General features: G+C 54.1%; 15 protein-coding genes and 4 pseudogenes. 11 read left to right on the top strand and 8 right to left on the bottom strand.

Annotation, left to right across the window (positions count from 1 at the left end; translation table 11 throughout):
- Positions 1-32: 32 nt before the first annotated feature.
- Positions 33-950: a CDF family Co(II)/Ni(II) efflux transporter DmeF gene (gene dmeF, locus QF039_RS12820; protein WP_307518595.1), complete on the bottom strand. Its 918-nt coding sequence runs from the start codon at positions 948-950 to the stop codon at positions 33-35.
- Between the two features lie 20 nt (positions 951-970).
- On the bottom strand, positions 971-1,246 hold the full coding sequence (locus QF039_RS12815) for a metal/formaldehyde-sensitive transcriptional repressor (protein ID WP_307518592.1): 276 nt from the start codon (positions 1,244-1,246) through the stop codon (positions 971-973).
- Between the two features lie 402 nt (positions 1,247-1,648).
- Here QF039_RS12815 and QF039_RS12810 point away from each other — a divergent pair, with 402 nt between their 5' ends.
- Positions 1,649-2,557 (top strand): LysR substrate-binding domain-containing protein, encoded by a 909-nt coding sequence (locus QF039_RS12810; protein WP_307518590.1) that lies wholly within the window; start codon positions 1,649-1,651, stop codon positions 2,555-2,557.
- A 13-nt stretch (positions 2,558-2,570) separates the two neighbouring features.
- Here the strand turns inward: QF039_RS12810 and QF039_RS12805 are convergent, their stop codons facing one another.
- Both QF039_RS12805 and QF039_RS12800 read right to left on the bottom strand, forming a co-directional pair.
- On the bottom strand, positions 2,571-3,362 hold the full coding sequence (locus QF039_RS12805; RefSeq protein WP_307518588.1) for a carboxymuconolactone decarboxylase family protein: 792 nt from the start codon (positions 3,360-3,362) through the stop codon (positions 2,571-2,573).
- The gene (locus tag QF039_RS12800; protein WP_307518586.1) at positions 3,359-3,850 is read right to left on the bottom strand and encodes a cupin domain-containing protein; all 492 of its coding nucleotides are present in this window, start codon (positions 3,848-3,850) and stop codon (positions 3,359-3,361) included. The genes QF039_RS12805 and QF039_RS12800 overlap by 4 nt, the downstream gene beginning before the upstream one ends.
- A gap of 343 nt (positions 3,851-4,193) precedes the next feature.
- Here QF039_RS12800 and QF039_RS12795 point away from each other — a divergent pair, with 343 nt between their 5' ends.
- The 3 genes from QF039_RS12795 (at position 4,194) to QF039_RS12785 (ending at position 8,004) form a co-directional block, all read left to right on the top strand.
- Positions 4,194-4,958, top strand: a complete 765-nt coding sequence (locus tag QF039_RS12795) for an SDR family NAD(P)-dependent oxidoreductase (RefSeq protein WP_307518584.1) — start codon at positions 4,194-4,196, stop codon at positions 4,956-4,958.
- Positions 4,959-5,096: 138 nt separating this feature from the next.
- On the top strand, positions 5,097-7,475 hold the full coding sequence (locus tag QF039_RS12790; RefSeq protein ID WP_307518582.1) for a membrane-bound PQQ-dependent dehydrogenase, glucose/quinate/shikimate family: 2,379 nt from the start codon (positions 5,097-5,099) through the stop codon (positions 7,473-7,475).
- Between the two features lie 97 nt (positions 7,476-7,572).
- Positions 7,573-8,004, top strand: coding sequence for a cupin domain-containing protein (locus QF039_RS12785; protein ID WP_307518580.1), 432 nt, complete (start codon positions 7,573-7,575; stop codon positions 8,002-8,004).
- Positions 8,005-8,083: 79 nt separating this feature from the next.
- On the opposite strand, the gene QF039_RS12780 is transcribed toward QF039_RS12785, so the two are convergent.
- Positions 8,084-8,980 (bottom strand): LysR family transcriptional regulator, encoded by an 897-nt coding sequence (locus QF039_RS12780; RefSeq protein ID WP_307518578.1) that lies wholly within the window; start codon positions 8,978-8,980, stop codon positions 8,084-8,086.
- 162 nt (positions 8,981-9,142) lie between these two features.
- Between QF039_RS12780 and QF039_RS12775 the strand changes: the two genes are divergently transcribed.
- Both QF039_RS12775 and QF039_RS12770 read left to right on the top strand, forming a co-directional pair.
- Positions 9,143-10,336 carry an MFS transporter gene (locus QF039_RS12775; protein WP_307518576.1) on the top strand — a complete coding sequence of 398 codons (1,194 nt, stop codon included), beginning with the start codon at positions 9,143-9,145 and terminating at the stop codon, positions 10,334-10,336.
- Positions 10,337-10,426: 90 nt separating this feature from the next.
- A complete protein-coding gene (locus QF039_RS12770) occupies positions 10,427-11,443 on the top strand; it encodes an alpha/beta hydrolase (RefSeq protein WP_307518573.1) in 1,017 nt (338 codons plus the stop codon).
- Between the two features lie 184 nt (positions 11,444-11,627).
- Here QF039_RS12770 and QF039_RS12765 read toward each other — a convergent pair.
- Positions 11,628-11,711: pseudogene (locus QF039_RS12765) on the bottom strand (hypothetical protein); the annotation flags it as partial.
- Between the two features lie 121 nt (positions 11,712-11,832).
- On the opposite strand from QF039_RS12765, the gene QF039_RS12760 reads away from it, so the two are divergent.
- Positions 11,833-12,120, top strand: a complete 288-nt coding sequence (locus QF039_RS12760; protein ID WP_105642014.1) for a barstar family protein — start codon at positions 11,833-11,835, stop codon at positions 12,118-12,120.
- A gap of 201 nt (positions 12,121-12,321) precedes the next feature.
- Here the strand turns inward: QF039_RS12760 and QF039_RS12755 are convergent.
- Positions 12,322-12,414: pseudogene (locus tag QF039_RS12755) on the bottom strand (VOC family protein); the annotation flags it as partial.
- Between the two features lie 311 nt (positions 12,415-12,725).
- Here QF039_RS12755 and QF039_RS12750 point away from each other — a divergent pair.
- The 4 genes and pseudogenes from QF039_RS12750 to QF039_RS12740 all read left to right on the top strand — a co-directional run bounded on the left by QF039_RS12750 (position 12,726) and on the right by QF039_RS12740 (position 16,209).
- Positions 12,726-13,580, top strand: coding sequence for a hypothetical protein (locus QF039_RS12750; protein ID WP_307518571.1), 855 nt, complete (start codon positions 12,726-12,728; stop codon positions 13,578-13,580).
- 139 nt (positions 13,581-13,719) lie between these two features.
- Positions 13,720-14,439, top strand: a pseudogene (locus QF039_RS33725) (PAS domain-containing protein); the annotation flags it as partial.
- Between the two features lie 183 nt (positions 14,440-14,622).
- Positions 14,623-14,988, top strand: a pseudogene (locus tag QF039_RS33720) (methyl-accepting chemotaxis protein); the annotation flags it as partial.
- A 183-nt stretch (positions 14,989-15,171) separates the two neighbouring features.
- Positions 15,172-16,209, top strand: coding sequence for a GGDEF domain-containing protein (locus QF039_RS12740; RefSeq protein WP_307518567.1), 1,038 nt, complete (start codon positions 15,172-15,174; stop codon positions 16,207-16,209).
- A 271-nt stretch (positions 16,210-16,480) separates the two neighbouring features.
- Here QF039_RS12740 and QF039_RS12735 read toward each other — a convergent pair whose 3' ends face one another.
- Positions 16,481-17,875 (bottom strand): DUF1254 domain-containing protein, encoded by a 1,395-nt coding sequence (locus tag QF039_RS12735; protein WP_307518565.1) that lies wholly within the window; start codon positions 17,873-17,875, stop codon positions 16,481-16,483.
- Between the last annotated feature and the right edge of the window lie 268 nt (positions 17,876-18,143).

The raw sequence follows: 18,143 nt of genomic DNA, 5'->3' as shown, positions 1-18,143 counted from the left end.
TCCTTTGGAGTTAATGGAGGGGAGGCCCTGAATCAGGCCGGTCGAAATTCGACCGTCAGATGGCTGACTTCGTGAACCGGCTTGAGACGTTCACGAATGCTGTCGGGGTTCGCAGTGGGCTTACCAAGGACGCTGACGATGGCCGCGTGGGCTTGCGGTCCAACCCGCCAGACGTGCAAGTCCGTGATGGTGGCATCCCCCGTTTGCTCAACCAGTTCGCGAATTTCCTCGGCAACGTGCGCGTCTGTCTGATCCAGCAATACACCAGCGGTGACCCCCATCAAGGTCCACGCCCAGCGCGCGATAACGATGGCGCCGACGATGCCCATGACCGGGTCCAGCCATACCCAACCCAGATACCGTCCTGCGAGCAGCGCTGCAATGGCCAGAACCGAAGTCAGCGCGTCCGCGATGACGTGGACGTAGGCCGATTTCAGATTGTTGTCGTTCCCGTGATGAGCATGGGCATGATCATCATTATCGTGCCCATGATTATGCCCGTGACCCAGCAGCAGGGCACTGACGATGTTGACGATCAAACCGGCAATCGCGATGAGCGTAGCGGTACCGAACTGAACTTCCGTTGGCTGAAAGAGGCGCATGACAGACTCAACGCCAATTCCCAAGGAGACCATACCGAGAATCAGCGCCGAGGCGAATCCGCCCAAGTCTCCGACCTTTCCGGTACCAAAACTGTAGCGTTGGCTGGAAGCGTGGCGTTTTGCGTATCCGTAAGCGGCCGCCGCGATGCCCAAGGCGCCGGCATGAGTTGCCATGTGAAAACCATCCGCCAGTAATGCCATCGAGCCCGTGATATACCCGGCGGTGATCTCGCCAACCATCATCACAACGGTCAGGGCTACAACCCAAAGTGTACGCTTGGCATTTTCGTCGTGCGCCGAGCCAAGGAACACATGGTCATGCGTGTAGTTGACGGTGGTGCTGTTCATGAGTGTGTGCCTGGATATGTTCACTTGGAGTAACGGCGAATGGCCTCAAGAAGCTCTTCGACCCCCTTGTTGCGTTCTTCTTCGCTGAGTGCTGGGTTCGCGACATGCTCCCGTGCGTGATCCTCGATGATTTCCTCCATCAAGCCATTGATGGCGCCACGCGTGGCAGCAACTAGGTGCAGCGTTTTGGCGCAATCGAGATCCGATTCCAATGCCCGTTCAACGGCTTGGATTTGTCCTGCGATGCGTTTGACGCGTTTGAGTAGATTGTCTTTGTTTGCTGCGATATGACCCATGGGATAAGCCCCCCTACCTATGCTATGCGTAACTTATAATAGGTATACCCCCTATACCTATGCAAGGGCCGACAGCCCTTGAACTGGACAGAAGCTTTAATTGCGAGGGAGCTCGAGAGCACCGGATTGTCCGCTTCTGGCAATGGTAGGCCCGTCGTCAAGGTCCTGGCGACGCTGCAAGCAGCTAGACGTTTAAACGAGCCCCCCTGAAAAAGGAGGAAGAATTTATCACTGGATTGTCAACGCTAGGCGCACTTCGCGGAGCCGTTGAAATTACTGAGTCATTGTTAATAGTTGGTTGAGGCATACTCAGCAATGAGTTGCGCATCGATTGGTAGAATCCCTGGATGTGGCAGCCAAATAAAGCTCGCTGCCATTCGAACAACCGGACGGGGTAACAGCATGCAGGTCGATCGAGCCAACCTTGCCGATTTTGTATTATTTTTGGCCATTGCCAGGCACAAAAGCTTCAGCCGGGCCGGACAAGAGGTTGGTATTAGCGCTTCAGCATTGAGCCATGCAATCAAAGGTCTGGAGACACGTCTCGGTGTTCGCCTTCTGAACCGCACTACCCGCAGCGTCACGCTAACAGCCGCTGGTGAAGAACTTCACAGCGTGATCAGCGTACCAATGGACGAGATCGGTCAAGCCATGGAAGCCCTCAATCGCTTCCGCGACGAGCCAACCGGCCGCATTCGACTGAACACCCTGAGCGATGCCGCCGATCTCCTCCTCGGCCCTGTTTTGCCAGTATTCAATGACCGCTATCCTGAAATCCAGATCGACTTGACGGTGACCAATTTGATTGTCGACGTGATCGGGGGCGGCCATGACGCAGGCATCCGAAATGGCGGTACGGTACCGGAGGATATGATTGCTCAGCGCTTGTCTCCGGACATCCGGTGGGTAGTGGCAGGTACTGCCGACTATCTTGAAAGGTTTGGTGTTCCCACACACCCCACCGATTTGCTCAAGCACCGCTGCCTGCGCATTCGGTTGGGAAACGGGTGCATGTACGATTGGGAGTTCGACAAGGATGGCGAGCATCTCGCCATCGCTGTGCCAGGCGTTATCACCATCGACGAGACACGTGTCGGTCTGTCGCTAGTACGCCAAGGTGCCGGCTTGATGTACGCGCCGGAGCCAGCGATGGCGGCCTTGGTGGAGTGCGGTGATGTGGTTAGGGTGTTGGATGATTGGGCCAGCATGGCACCAGGATTTCACATGTACTACTCAAGCCATCGCCAGCTTCCCATGGGCCTTCGCCTGCTCATCGACTTGATTCGTGAGCTTGATCCGTTAGGGGCGTGAGCGACTTTCCAAGTCAGGTTTTCTGGCGGCTGGAAAACACTTCGTTAACCACCGGAACTGCCGTAAACACATTTGGCCAGCCCGCGTAGAACGCGAGCTGCGTCAGCATTTCCGAGGCTTCGTCCTGGGCGAGCCCATTGTCCATGGCACGGTTCAGGTGAGCGCCAAGTTGAGCAACCTGGCCGGTGGCTATCAGCGCGCTCACTGTGATCAAGCTGCGGTCACGGGGAGCAAGGCCTGGCCGCAGCCATAAGTCGTGGAACAACGCAGTGCTGGTGTACTGCACCAGCCCCGGGGAGACCGGACCAACCGTCTTGTCGACGAAGGCTGTACGGACCTTTTCCGAGGCCTCATCGATAGGCAGCAGTTTTGGTGATACCGGTGGTAGCAGATCGGGGGTGATACGGCGCGCTGCGAATACATCCTTCGCGATGAGTACGGTGGCCGTTGCGTTCCCCCAGCCCGTATAAAAAGCAAGGTGGTTGATCATTTCAGACAGTTCGGCGGGTGTTACACCGTTATCAAGTGCCAGATTGAAGTGATAAGCCATTTCAGCCGTTTGCTGTTTGGAAATCAGCACCGCCAAAGTCACAAGACTGCGATCACGCGGCGACAAGCCGGGACGCTTCCAGACTTCACCCAGAAGAGTCGATTCAGTGTTATGCGCCAGCGCTGGTGATACTGCGCGCATGTCTGCCAGGCTTGGAACAATAGGTGAATGCGATGCGCTACTGGTCCGGCCGGAGGAGGTGCATGCCGCGAGCAGAATTGATAGCGAGGTCAAGCTCGCTTTCATAATGTTCATCGCGACGCCTCGTATTGCACTTCGGTAACAGGCTCCATCCACTCGACATTTTTTCCGTCCAGCGACTCCTGGATTGCGATATGGGCCATGCCTGTAGTCGCAGTAGCTCCATGCCAATGCTTCACTCCCGGAGGTGTCCAGATTACGTCGCCTGGCTTGATGACGATTTTTTGTCCGCCCTCCTGTTGCACCCAGCCTGTTCCTGCCGTCACCACCAGCGTCTGGCCAAGTGGGTGGGTATGCCACATTGATCGAGCGCCAGGTTGAAATGTCACCGCACCTGCTGAAACTTTCGATGGCGCGCGGACAGGAAACAGAGGGTCGATCCGAGCATTACCAACGAAGTTAGAGGGCGCGCCTTGGATAGACGCTTGCTCTCCGTTCCTGACGACGTTCATTGCCTGGTCTTTGGCGATGTCATCAGCGCACACAAGCGATGAGGTCATCAAAGCGGCGGCAAGCGCACTCATGGAGGCGAGGGTTTGCATGGTTCAGCTCCTGCTAACTAGCGATCGAACTGACAAAGCTAGTACATGGCCGATCCTTGGACTACCCGCCAAAAACCACATGAAATACTGAGCGGAATTCATTAATGGATCTGCTCTGTTAACGCTGCCTTGCAAGCTTTGCACCGCCCGCTTTTCACCTTACTGCTGAGTATTACTCAACAGATCATTCCGTTTACCCCAGGTATTCATCGCCATCGATGTTGTCTAGTTTGAAGGGATGTAATCATTAATGAACATGCGGTAGCAGCAGACTCTTCAAGCCGAGGTGTAACGATGACTCCACGACCTCTGTTAAATCAATTTTTCTATTGAGGAATCACCGATGGGCTTTTCATTTGAAAACAAGGTTGCGCTGGTTACCGGCGCAGCCTCGGGGATTGGCCTGGCCACAGCCAAGGCCTTCGCGGCCGCCGGCGCATCCGTCGCTCTGGCAGACATCAATAAAGATGCTGCTTGTGCAGCGGCTGAGGCCTTGGCCAAAGCAGGCTTTCAGGCAATTGGCATTGGTTGCGATGTTGGGGAAATCGATCAGGTGAAGGCTATGGTGGATGAAACCATCTCGACCTTTGGCCGTCTCGACGCTGCGTTCAACAATGCGGGCATCCAGAACATTCTTGCAGAGGTCGCCGATGCGACTGTGGAGGACTACGACAAAGTCATGTCTATCAACCTTCGCGGTGTGTGGAGCTGCATGAAATATGAACTTGAATACATGCGCCGACAGGGCAGCGGAACCATCGTCAACTGCTCCTCCTTGGGCGGGCTGGTAGGAGGCGCCGAGCGGGCCAACTACCACGCTGCAAAACATGGAGTTATCGGTCTGACCAAAAGCGCTGCGCTTGAATATGCCGCGCGCAACATCCGCATCAACGCCGTATGCCCAGGGCTGATCTGGACGCCAATGGCCGACCAGTTGGTCGCAGCAGGGCAGGGTGAGGCTTTGGAAACGATGGTGAAAAGCGTACCTATGGGCCGTCATGGCCTTCCTGAGGAAATCGCCGACGCGGTGCTGTGGCTGAGTAGTTCCACCTCAAGTTATGTGACTGGTCAATCCATCTCCGTGGATGGCGGTTTCATCATGCGTTAAGACGATGCAAAGGGGCCGTTGGCAGTTAAAGCGCGCAACTCTTGAGCCACAGGCATGACCCTGCCTCCATTGAGGACGGCTCTTTTACAGTCGTTGGTTGGGTTGCGCTTGAAATCCAGTTAAAGGAATAAGAATCCGATGTCACCCACCAACGTCTCGAAGATGAACAGCGTTTGCCTGATTATCCTGGGCACAGTGATTTTATTGGTAGGCCTGTTCATGCTGGTGGGCGGTGGATATCTCATCACCCTTGGCGGCTCCTGGTATTTCGCGATCGCAGGTTTGGGTCTAACCCTTAGCGGCGCCTTCGTGATACAGCGCCGTCTGATCGGGACAGTGCTCTATCTTGTTGTGTTCGCGGCATCCATCATTTGGTCGCTCTGGGATGTGGGGTTCGCGTTCTGGCCGCTGTTTTCGCGTCTGTTCGCACTAGCGGCACTCGCTGTCGTCGTGCTTGTAGCGATGCCACACTTTCATGGGCGTGAGCAACGAGTATCTGTTCCGTTTGCCTATATGGGCGCTGTGATCGTTGCGCTCGGCCTGATCGTGACTTTCTATTCTGCCTTGCAGCCGCAGCCTATACAGACGGCCGATAGTGCTCCTGAACCTGTACCAGGCAAGGCTGTGGGGACAGTCGAACCGGCTACCGATTGGCGCTATTTTGGGCATACACCTTCCGGGACCCGCCATGCTCTGTTGGACCAACTCACCCCCAGTAACGTCGCAGACCTTAAGGTTGCCTGGACTTACCGAACCGGAGAAATTCCCAAAGACAGCCAAGGCCACGTGGTAACACCGCTTCACGTCAACGGCGTTCTCTATGGCTGCACTCAATCCAGCCAATTGTTTGCATTGGATGCCGACTCGGGTAAGGAGATTTGGCACCACGATTCCAAAGCACAGGCCAACAATGTCTACCCAAGATGCCGAGGCGTGGGTTACTACGGCGTCGCGCCTGAGCCTTCATCAGTATCGTCTGATACGCCCACGGCAGCGTGTACACGTCGAATCATTGCCACTACCGTCGATGCCCGCTTGATCGCTGTTGATGCGCAGACAGGCCAGTCATGTGTGGACTTCGGTGAAGGTGGCAGCGTGAGTCTGCGCATCGGCATGGGCAGTTCTAAACAGGAGCTTTATTTCCCTACTGCGGCACCGACTGTAGTACGCGATCTGGTAGTCGTCGGTGGTCTCGTTTGGGACAACCAGACAACGGGCGAACCCTCCGGTGTCGTTCGCGCCTTCAATGTGCATACAGGGGCTTTGGTCTGGGCATGGGACTTGGGAAATCCGGCTATCACCCGAGAGCCGCCTCCTGGGCAAAGCTACACGGCCGGCACGCCTAATGTGTGGTCGACGCCCGCCTTCGATGACGCGTTGGGGCTGATTTACTTGCCGACCGGTAATGCGACTCCGGACTTTTGGGGTGGTCATCGCTCGGAGGCGGACGACCGCTACTCGTCATCCATAGTTGCGCTAGATATCGCTACGGGACGCGAACGGTGGCGTTTTCAGACCGTACATCACGACCTCTGGGACTATGACGTGCCGTCACAGCCGGCACTGTATGACGTTCCTGATGGTCAAGGAGGGGCGCTGCCTGCTCTGATCCAGACCACCAAGCGTGGCCAGATTTTCATGCTTGATCGACGTAACGGAAAACCTATAGCGCAAGTCGAAGAGCACCCCGTTCCCCAAGGCGGCGTTGCAGATGATCGAAGCTCTCCGACCCAGCCTTACTCGGTAGGTATGCCGGCCATAGGTACAGAGCCATTGAGTGAAAAACGGATGTGGGGGCTTACGCCGCTGGATCAGTTGATCTGCCGGATTGATTTTCGTAAAGCCCGGTATGAAGGTGAGTTCACACCGCCAAGCGAGCGGCTGACGATTCAGTATCCGAGCTGGCTCGGAGGTATGAACTGGGGCTCTGTTTCCATTGCCGAGAACCTCGGCTACATGATCGTCAACGACACCCGTGTTGCGATCTGGAACCGAATGATTCCACGCGCTGCCTACGACGAGAAGACCCTCAGCGGCGGAGGCCATGAAGGCAACGCTCCCCAGGTGGGAACACCATGGGGTATCGAGCAGGGGCGTTTCCTTTCACCGCTGGGCATTCCTTGCCAGGAGCCACCGTATGGAACCATCAGCGCTATCGACTTGGCCACCCGCAAAGTTGCCTGGTCGACACCGCTCGGCACCACCGAACAAACGGGGCCGTTCGGTATTGCCACACACTTGCCTATGCCTATTGGCATGCCGACACGTGGAGGCCCCATCACTACCGCCACTGGCTTAGTGTTTATGGCTGGAACCCAAGACTTCTACATTCGTGCGCTGGATGTGCGCACTGGCAAGGAGTTGTGGAAGGGGCGATTGCCGGTTGGAGCTGAAGCCACGCCCATGACTTACGTGTCGCCGAAAACCGGAAGACAGTTCGTAGTCATAAGCGCTGGTGGTAACTCGGCCACGACACAGAAAGGCGACTACGTGATTGCGTACGCGCTACCCGAATAGCAAGTTTTTGGCGTCTTGTTCGGCGAGGTTTCTAAAATCCGCGGGGGCCGGATGCCGACCGCGTAATTGCAACCATTGGAACTGTGTAGAGGAAACTATGGAACTTAAACGTGCAGGTTCTCAACCATCTGTTAAAGGCCCAGAAGAGTGGTTCACCGGAGCCGTTCGGATCGATCCGCTCAACTTCCCACCTGAGCCAGCGCGTGTCTCGGTAGCGAGTGTGACCTTTGAGCCGGGCGCTCGTACCGCTTGGCATACTCATCCATTAGGCCAGACGCTCATCGTCACCTCAGGGTGCGGTTGGACCCAATGTGAGGGCGAGCCAATTGTTGAGATTCGGGCAGGCGATGTCATCTGGTGTCCACCGGGACATAAGCATTGGCACGGTGCAACCATGACCACTTCAATGACGCATATTGCCGTGCAAGAAGCACTGAATGGCAAGAATGTTGAGTGGCTGGAGAAGGTCACCGATGAACAATATCAAGCTGGTCCAGGCGCAAGCGTTGCCCCACCTCACAACCATTGACTATGTGAGACCTGGCCGTCGGAAACGTATGGTGGGTTTCGCCCGTCAGCGAAACTCCGATGTCCTCCATCGGCCAAGGTCAGTTGCCTCGATACTTCACCGCATCCACGAACGCGGTGAAAGCGGATGAGGCTTGTCGCCGGTTCGGGTAATAAAGGTGAAAGCCCTGGAAGTAGGGGCACCACTCCGGCATCACTTCTTGTAGCCTGCCATCAGCGAGATAGGGCTTGGCCATGAAGTCGGGAACATACGCCAGCCCTATACCGTCGAGGGCACCGTTGACGACATGAATCATGCTGTTGGCGGTCAGTTGGCCGGTCACACGAATATTGAGCTTGCGGTCACCCTTCTCGAATTCCCACGCATAGCACCCGCCATCCATCGTGTGACGAATGTTGATGCAATTGTGCTGGGTTAAATCCTGCGGAATGACGGGAGCTGCGTGGCGGGCGAAGTAGGCCGGTGCTCCCACCACCACCAACCGCCAGTCCGGACTGACTCGAACAGCGATCATGTCTTTGCTGATCGATTCGCCCAAGCGTATGCCTGCATCGAAACGGTCGGTCACGATATTGGTGAAGCCGTAGTCGATGCTGATTTCTACACTGACGTCGGGGTACTGCTCAAGAAAGCTTGTAAGCATCGGTCTGATGATGCTTTCAGCTGCATCGTCCGAGCAAGTCACTCGGATCCTTCCCGCTGGTTTATCTCGCAGCTCACCGAGCCTTTCGACTTCGGCAGTGATCTGGTCGAACAGCGGCCCGATCGAGAGCACCAACTTTTCGCCAGCTTCGGTAGGAGCCACATTTCTCGTAGTTCGCGCAAGCAGGCGCACACCCAACCGCGCTTCCAGCCCTCTGATCGTGTGACTTAGTGCCGAGGGTGTAACGCCCAACTTTGCCGCAGCCTTCGTGAAACTTTGATCACGGGCAACGGCGAGAAAGGCTTGTAGATCGTTGATCTTGGGTGCGCTCATTGCTGATTTATTCTCAACACTACATGAAAACTATGGTGGCTAATCACGGTAATGGTTTCACCTTAAGCTGTCATTCAAATTCAGAATCCATCTGTCTCCCACTGACGCCGCACGGTCCACACCGTAGCTGACGTTGATGCAGATTCATCAGGTAAAAGATATATGACCACATTTGATGCCACGCTTGGGCGCGCAACGTCCGCTTCACATCCACCCGCATGGGGCGCCGTTTTCTCAATGGCGCTGTGTGTTGTTGTTCTAATCGCCTCAGAGTTCATGCCGGTCAGCCTCCTCACACCCATTGCTCAGGATCTGGGTATCAGCCAGGGCCAAGCTGGCCAAGCTATTTCGATCTCGGGTTTTTTCGCAGTACTCACCAGCTTGCTGAATACACCGCTGACAGGACGATTTGACCGGAAAAAGGTCCTGCTCGGCTTCAGTCTGCTTCTGACAGTCTCGGGTTTAATCGTCACCTTTGCGCACAATGGATTGATGTTCATGACCGGGCGTGCATTGTTGGGAGTGGCCATTGGTGGCTTCTGGTCGATGTCCACCGCAACAGTCATGAAGCTCGTCCCTAAAAATTCCGTCGCAAAGGGATTAGCGCTTATCAATGGCGGCAACGCGCTGGCCGCTACTGTTGCTGCTCCGTTGGGCAGTTTCCTGGGTCAATACATTGGCTGGAGAGGGTCCTTTTTCCTGGTAGTTCCACTGGCAGTTCTAGCATTCGCTTGGCAGTGGGCAAGTATCCCCGCAATGCGTAGCGAGCCTAGTGCCCGATCCAGCAACCCATTCCGCCTGCTGGGCAATTCTCAGGTCGCAATTGGAATGCTCGCAATCATGCTGTTGTTCATGGGCCAGTTCGCCGTCTTCACCTATCTGCGCCCGTTCCTTGAAACGATCACGCAGGTGAGCGTGACCACCCTGTCTCTCATGTTGCTGCTGCTGGGTGTTTTCGGGGTCATCGGCATCTATCTGATAGGGGCGCTCCTGCAACACCGCATGTATGCGTACCTGATCGGAATTCCGTTATCGATGGCACTGGTTGCAGCGGTTTTGATCGCCATGGGCAGTTCGACTTTGGCAGTCGAATTCCTGCTCGCCGTTTGGGGGCTGGTGGCCACGCCAGCGCCGGTAGCGTGGGGGCTTTGGTTGAGCAAAACCCTGCCAGACGATGCTGAGGCAGGCGGCGGTCTGATGGTGGCGACGATCCAACTGGCCATCACCTTGGGCGCAGGCTTGGGCGGATTTATGTTCGACGCCCTGGGCTGGTGGAGTCCATTTGCATTCGGTGTTGTTGCTCTAGCGGGCTCCGCAGCATTTGCCTGGGCCGCGCTTCGCAACGCTCACCCATAAAACAAGCTGGGCATTTGAGGTTTACAGGTCTCTGCCCATCGAGACCTGGCTGTTTGGTTATCTCTTGAATCGATATTAGAGGGACGTAGCATGAAACATATCATTGCAGCGATGGCACTGGGCGCAAGCGTAGCCACTGGTGGCAGCTATGCGGCTGAAGAAGACAAATGGGATAAAACCTTTCCGCGCAGCGATAAGGTGACTGTGCAGAAGGTTACCTTCAAAAACAGAATCAATCTTTCTGTTGTGGGTGACCTGTACTTGCCTAAAGGCCTGGATAAGACTCAGAAGCATGCGGCGATTATCGTCGGTCACCCGTTCGGCGGCGTGAAGGAACAGACCGCAGGTCTATACGCGCAGCGTATGGCTGAGGAAGGGTTTGTTACCTTGGCTTTTGATGCCTCTTTTGGTGGTGAGAGCGGCGGTGAACCCCGCCATATCTCATCACCTGAAATCTACACCGAGGACTTTAGCGCTGCGGTCGACTTCATCGGCACTCGACCGTTTGTGAACCAAGAGAAGATCGGGATTATTGGTATCTGTGGCTTCGGTGGCTTTGCTGTCAGCGCAGCTCAGATTGACCCGCGCATGAAGGCGATCGCTACTGTATCCATGTACGACATGGGCCGCGCCCGTCGCCAAGGCCTAGCGCCAAACGTCGACAAAGAACAGGTGGCAGCAACGTTGAAAGCCATTGGCGAGCAACGCTGGGCTGAGTTTGACGGCGGTACGGTTAAGTACGAGCCAGGCGTTCCTACGGCTCTGAATAAAGACTCCTACGAAGTCGAAAAGGAGTTCTTTGATTATTACCGTACGCCAAGAGGCCAGCATCCACGTGCCTCGACGGATATGTCGATGACCAGCACTGGACCGTTGCTGAATTTCTACCCGTTTGAACATATCGCCAATATCTCTCCTCGGCCGCTGCTGTTCATTGCAGGTGAGCATGCACATTCGCGGTTTTTCAGCGAGGAGGCTTACGCGCTCGCCGCTGAGCCTAAGGAGCTTTATATCGTTCCCGGAGCGGGACATGTCGATCTCTACGACAAGGTCACCCTTATTCCTTTCGATAAATTGAAAGGTTTCTTCCAGCAATATCTGGACTGATTTCGAGCGAATGCAACGTCCTCATAGACTGCGGTGACCTTGGTCGCATTGGTAGGGGCGTTGCTGAAGCCCAATGAAAAGGGGAATGACATGAAAGGAATACGAATCCACCAACACGGTGGACCGGGCGTCCTCTCCTTCGAGGACATCGACCTTGCGCCACTTCAGCGAGGGCAGGCTCTTGATTGGTATCACTGACGTAGTCGTCAAGGCTCTCGGGAAGCAAGGTGCTTTGGCCGCGATGTTCGCCTTGGATGAAGCGCTTCATTGACGATCCCTGAGTTAACTCCCTCGGAAATCATAGCAAAGGTACGTGGAGGTATAGGCTCCATGGCAGAAGCAAACTTCAGTTACCCCTCTCACCGGTGAACAATTTTTAGGTGCTGACGATGACCCGCTTACAGGTTGTAAAGATTGACTTGAGTGGGGTGGCGAGTTCCGATGAACTCCATTCCACCTTGAGGGTTGCGCTCGGATTCCCCGGCTGGTACGGCTGTAATTGGGATGCTTTCTGGGACGCAATTACAGGACTCGTGCAAATGCCCGCGCAACTGAAAATTTCAGGGTGGGATACTTTATCCAGACGTTTGCCGGGGGATGCGAAGCTCATGCAAAAATGCCTTGCAGACATGAAGATTGAGTATCCAGAACTCGCATCAGATGTGGAGTTCGACTAAACGATCTTTCAAGCCTACATTCGGCCGGGGCCACGTAAAAACGCCAGCTTCACTCAGGGAAACTTTTAGCAGATCCAGCAACGAGAACCTTGGTCCAGAGCCGTTGGCTGATCTGTTTTTACACACTCTGGGCCATTAGCGGACGTTGAACTACGTCCGCTGGACCCAAGACCTCAACGTCGGCTTGGCTCAGATTCAAATTCAGATTGAGCAAGTCGGCCTCTCACCCAACCGCGCTACCAACCTGACGAGACAACCGTCAGGATCCTGGACGATGAATTCGCGCTGGCCTACTCCAAGATGGGTTAGATCCTACAACTATAGTTCGGTGGCACGAGGGGAACGTGGCGAGGATCATGATGCAAGGACGGGCGGGAATTATCGTGATGCGTTGTTGGCTGCAATTGGTCGAACGGATTCATGCACGCAGCGCGTCTTTAAGCCGGAGGGCATCGATCAGACACGCTTGCGGATGACCGGTAATCGAAGCGCGTCAGGTCATAAAACATTTTTGGGGTGAACCTGCCAGCGGTTCGAATACACATATACTGTGCGTATTGCGAATGGTAGCCGTTTGATATTGCCGATTAAGGGTTGTGTACTCGATGAACAAGACTGATCTGCTTGAGAATTTGAAAGAGACCAGTTACGAAATGACCCGAGGCAACATAGACGAAGCTGTTCTCCTGCATTTCGATTTGGTTATGGAGAGCTATCGACAAAAGCCTTCATTCTATAAAAACCTGTTGAAATATGACCGGTTCATGGTAGCCCTGTCTTTGTTGAGCTTTAGTTATAAAGATGAGCAAGTCCCCTTATCCAAAGTGAAAGCATTTTGCCAAGAACGTGGCTATATGTCTCGCAACAGCCTGGACTCATATTGCTCGTTTTTATCTATCAGCGGATATCTGGATGTCCGGTTACATGTCCAGGACGGACGCCAACGTAGCTTCCGACCCACGGATAAAGCGCTGTGCAATACCGCGCAGCTAATCAAATCGTATCTACTGCCTTCGCAGATGATCTCTCCATACGACAGTTGGTTGTCGGGCCTGGGGAGAAGTGCGGATCTATTGCGCGTTTTTTTTCGAGGGTTTGCCAGAATACTCGAAGGCGACTTCCTGCTCGACAAGCTTTTGCCTGAAGCGAAATGGATTCTCAACCGGGATGGCGGTCACCTGCCGATGCTCGCACTCTATGCTGATGCCTTGCGCAACGGCTCGCTAGAGACTGGCTACAAAGTATCCTCTTACGTTGAGCTTTCATCGCGTCTGGGCGTATCCAAAACACACATGCAGCGCATGATAAGGGAAGGCCAGTTACACGGCTATTTCAAATGCGATAAACGCTTGGTGGAGTTGAGCCCGGCCTTTCTCGAACTGATGCGGCGGGCCATGTCAATTTACTTCGCAGTTGCACGGGTCAGCATGGAACTGGGAGTTGATGAAAGCGAAGTGTAAAACAAGTTTGGCGGTATTTGCATTGTTTGTGGACGCTAGCCCCAATGAGTTCGTTTGTTATTTAACCTTCCCTCTCGGGATCGACTTAAACACTGAGCAATGTCTTTTTCTGTTGTAATTGTTTATACCGGAGTTTAGCGTGTTTAATCGCCAGATAAAGAATGCTCTTTTTGCCTGTCAAGAGGAACTGTCCCTGTCGCTCGGTACAGTTGCCGGTATCGAAGCGGTTTTTCTTTCAATACGTGTCGATGGTGCTGGTCGGATTATCTCGGCCAACCAGCGGTTTGCGCAAACGCTGGGATACTCGCTGGAACAGCTTTCAAATATGGCAATGAGTAACATCAACGCGGAACCGCAGAATGATTTTGCACCCAACCTGTGCGCCATCCAACGGCAACGCTATCGTGCCTCCGACGGCCGTGCTGTGACACTCAATGTAGGTTGGATCGCTGCAGCGAACCGGACGTTTCAAGGCTACGGCATGGTTGCGCCACCTCTGGCGCAAGACGAACAGGAGGACATCGAAATGTTCAACGCACTGAACCGCTCGATGGCGATGATTCAGTTCAGTCTCGCGGGTGAGGTCATTTACGCCAACGAATCGTTCGTCCAGGCCATGGGTTATAACCTTGCGGAGATACAGGGCAAGCATCACCGCCTGTTCTGCCTGGCGGAGGACGTGGCGTCGGCGCATTACGCCGAGTTCTGGAAGAGTCTGAACAATGGCGTGTTTAACGCTGGTCGCTTTCGCCGGGTAGATAAAAGCGGAAAAGTGGTGTGGCTAGAGGCCACTTACAATCCCATCAGAGACGCTTCCGGTCGGGTTTATAAAATTGCCAAATTCGCCAGTGTAGTGACCGAGCAAGTTGAAAAAGCCGACCAAATCAAACAAGCAGCGACCATGGCTTACGACGTGTCGCTAGATACCGATGTAAAAGCTAACCGAGGTATGGAATTGGTCGCCGACTCCGTACTTGGAACACAGAATATCGCCCAACAGATGGCCTTGGTGACCGACAGCATGACCGCGCTTGAATCGCAGTCGCAGTTGATCGGTTCCATCGTCGACACGATTGGCGCCATTGCCACCCAGACCAATCTTTTGGCGCTTAACGCCGCTATCGAAGCTGCACGCGCTGGAGTGCATGGGCGAGGATTCGCTGTCGTGGCGGATGAAGTGCGCAAACTCGCCGGCCGTACCAGTGCAGCCACGCGGGAGATTAACTGCGTGGTCAGGCAAAACCGAGAATTGGCTGGCGCAGCAGCGTTGCATGTCCAGTGCAGCAGAGACCAAGCCGACGTTTTATTGGAACTGTCCGAACAGGCAGGTATGGCGATGGTGGCTATCCAGTCAGGCGCAAAGCAAGTCGTGAAAGCCATTGGCAGAGTCACCAGCGACCTGCATTGAATGCTCTATCTGCGTCGCGGTAACGCCTCTTCGTTGATGGTGAAAGCAATATGAAAGTTTTTGCGTGCAGTCTTTTCCGATTGATAACAGGAGTATAGATGCCGAAATACACTTAAGTCATTGGTCAGGTATTGCCCACACGTTCACGTCACATTTTGGCCGTTTCGGAAAAGGAGTTTAGGGATGCCGGCGATTTTCAAAGTTCGACCAAGAATGCGAACGCTGCTGTCACCAGCGGTTACCAAGATTGAAATGGCAGGAATTGTTTCCTGGCTTTGCGTTTTGCTGATTGAGCCTGCGACAACGTTAAATCTACCGAATCTATTGGTCACAACATTGTTGTTTGTTATTTGGTACGTCCATCGCGTAGTTGCTGATTTCCGCATATGGAGAATGCTCGGCGGCGTCTATATATTAATTTTGTCGCTCGGCTTTGCATATGTGATTGACACCAATGTGCAGTTACGCGTCTTTACGCTGCCCCTTGCTGTGATCATGGTGGTAAGCAGTGCTATCTTATTCGTCACAGTTCAGGACTATCTTCTTTCTACATTACTGGTCTGGATGCTGATGTGGCCCACTTTGGACGTTGGCTTTTACCGGGAACTGGAAGTTTATGTGGTAATTTTTTGCGTTGCTTCCATGTCCATTGGTTTTACTCTTAGCTTTACCTTTTTAAGAAGCATGCGGTCGGTATTGTTGGTCGAAAGTGAGTTCAGGACATTGGCGGAGACAGATTTTCTCACCTCCTTACTTAACCGGCGGGCCTTTATAGAGACCTTCAAAAAGATATTGGCTGAAGGTCACAGCGGCTACTTCATAATGTTGGACATTGATGACTTTAAATTAAAAAATGATCAGTACGGTCACGATGTCGGTGACAAGATTTTGTGTGCCATGGCCGGGTGCCTGAAAACCACCGCTGGCAGCCACAGTGTCGGACGGATTGGAGGTGAGGAGTTCGGTGTCTTGTTGTTGGGCGAAAATGATGCGGTTGCTAATGAATATGCGTTGCGCCTGCTGGCCAACATCCGTAGCAGCGTATTGCCTCCGCATCAATTCACTTGCAGCGCGGGCGTCGCGCCGTTCCGAGCGACATCGGACATGTCAGCGGTGCTCAAATGCGCCGACAGCAATATGTATAAGGCCAAGCATGATGGTAAGGATCGGGTGTTTCAGGATGGAAGGCAGGTCAAACCGCTACTTCCTGTAACTACGTAATTAAGGTTTGACTGGAGGACGTCTGTGAAAATCGTTTTCGAAGAAATCGAATCTCCCCCTTGCTGCTTGCTTACGCTGGGCACCTTCACTTTGATGTTCCATAACCGTTCTGAGGCTGAAAGCTTTCTAAAGCTTATTAAGGGATGAAATACATCGCTTAGCCCCCATCGCTGAGCGTCTGCTTTTGGCCGATGGCTGTGTCTCTGGGGGAGTACACTTGCAACGGAATAGACAGCCCAGTTTTACTCACAGGGCTGTCGTTGGCTGGCGGCTACTTCGCTTGCTCGATCAGCGGCGATTTCCATTTTCCGGACAGAAGTTCCGGTTTCGGCCAGTAGTAGCGCATCGTGACCATGAATGGCCCGTTTGGCGCCGGCAGCCAGTTCGCCTCTTTGTCTTTGCCCGGGGACTCGTGCTGGATGTACAGGGTGAGTCCGCCATCGCCATCCTTGGTCAGGTTCGGCAGCATTGGCGAGTTGATCAGATAGCGGTTGATCGCATTGTCCACGAGCAGTTGTTTTGGCAGATCGTACATCGTCAACGACCAGAATGCTTCCACTGGTGGTTGCTGACCCTTCGCGAATTTCAGTGTGTACTTGTGTTGACTGCCATCAAGGGACTGACCAGAAGCGTCCTTGTCGTAGATGGGGTACATCGCCTCTTCACGCGAGTTCGCGCCAATGCCCATTTGGGTACCTGTGGCGCGGACGACATAGTTGTTCTTCAGATATTCTCTGGTGCCGAATAGGGTGTCTGTTTTACCGCCCAACGAGTTGCGTAACTGATCGATTTCTTTCTGGCCGTCTTGCATACCCGCCACCAGCGCAGCTTGCTGCTCCTGCGACAGTTTCGAGGCGTTGAACGGTTTTCCCGGTTCGATACCGATCTCGGTGAAACGCTTACGCAACACAGCCTCACTCGGATGGATCGGGGCGAATTGCAGCAGGAAGGCGAACTGGTTGAAAAACTCCGGGGATGTGCGTTCGACGGCAGGCGTTATCGGTTTGATCCAGTTCACCTCAGCCGCCGCTTTTGGGGCAGGTTTGTTCTGGAATGCGGAGAGGGTTTGAACCTTGTAGTTGGCCTGAATTTTTTTAACGTCATCCAGGTCGGCTGGATTGAACAACTGAGTACGGCCCACCACCGAAACCATTTCCGTTTCGGCCTTGATGACTTTGTCCACGCCTTTAGGTTTTTCACCTTCCCAGTTGGGCCCGGCGATCATGTATGTGCCGCCTTGGTTGCCAGTGGAACGGCTGCCAATATACGCAAAGTTGAAGCTGTAGAGATCCATCAACTGGAATACGAAGTACCGATTCTTCTCCATCGGCGGGACACTGATGATCACCGGTTCTGCTCGCAGGTCCAGGCCTACGAACGAGTAGGGCGTATCAGAGTTCGGGGTGACGAACGCGGTATCTGCCGGGGTAAAAACCCGGGAGACATTGAGGATGCTATTGAACGGGCCCTTATACTGCGGGTTGGTTTTATCAACCGAGAACGCATACATGACCCGGTAGGTATCCACCATCGGTGTGCCGAAAACATAGGCGTCCTTGGCGATGCTCCGGGTCTCTTCCACGCTTACTGCAGCGTTGGCCTCGATGGGTACGGCAATCATCATGGTCGCTAACAGTGATGTAGCAAACAACACTTTTTTCAGCATGTACGACGCTCCCTGATTCCATGGCGGCAGTCTTGACTTTCATCTACCAAGCTTAAGCATCGTAGGTGCGAACTCGCGGATCGTCCACGCGCCCCCACTCATCTCATAGAAACTCGGGTACTTTTCGTACCCAAAAGATATGAACGTTTCCTTTTGGCCGATTGTAGCCTGTTGCGAAGGGCTGCGTTCTTCCCAGGCGTGCCGTTGACGAAAAGACAGCGAGCGTCTCGGGATGATTAACAGAGCGGTAAAGCGGCGAGTGTGCACT

It is taken from the genome of Pseudomonas sp. W2I6 (genome assembly GCF_030815935.1).
In the GTDB taxonomy this organism is placed as follows: domain Bacteria; phylum Pseudomonadota; class Gammaproteobacteria; order Pseudomonadales; family Pseudomonadaceae; genus Aquipseudomonas.
Note: the sequence above shows the minus strand (reverse complement) of the source record. Positions and strands in the feature narration are given on the sequence as shown.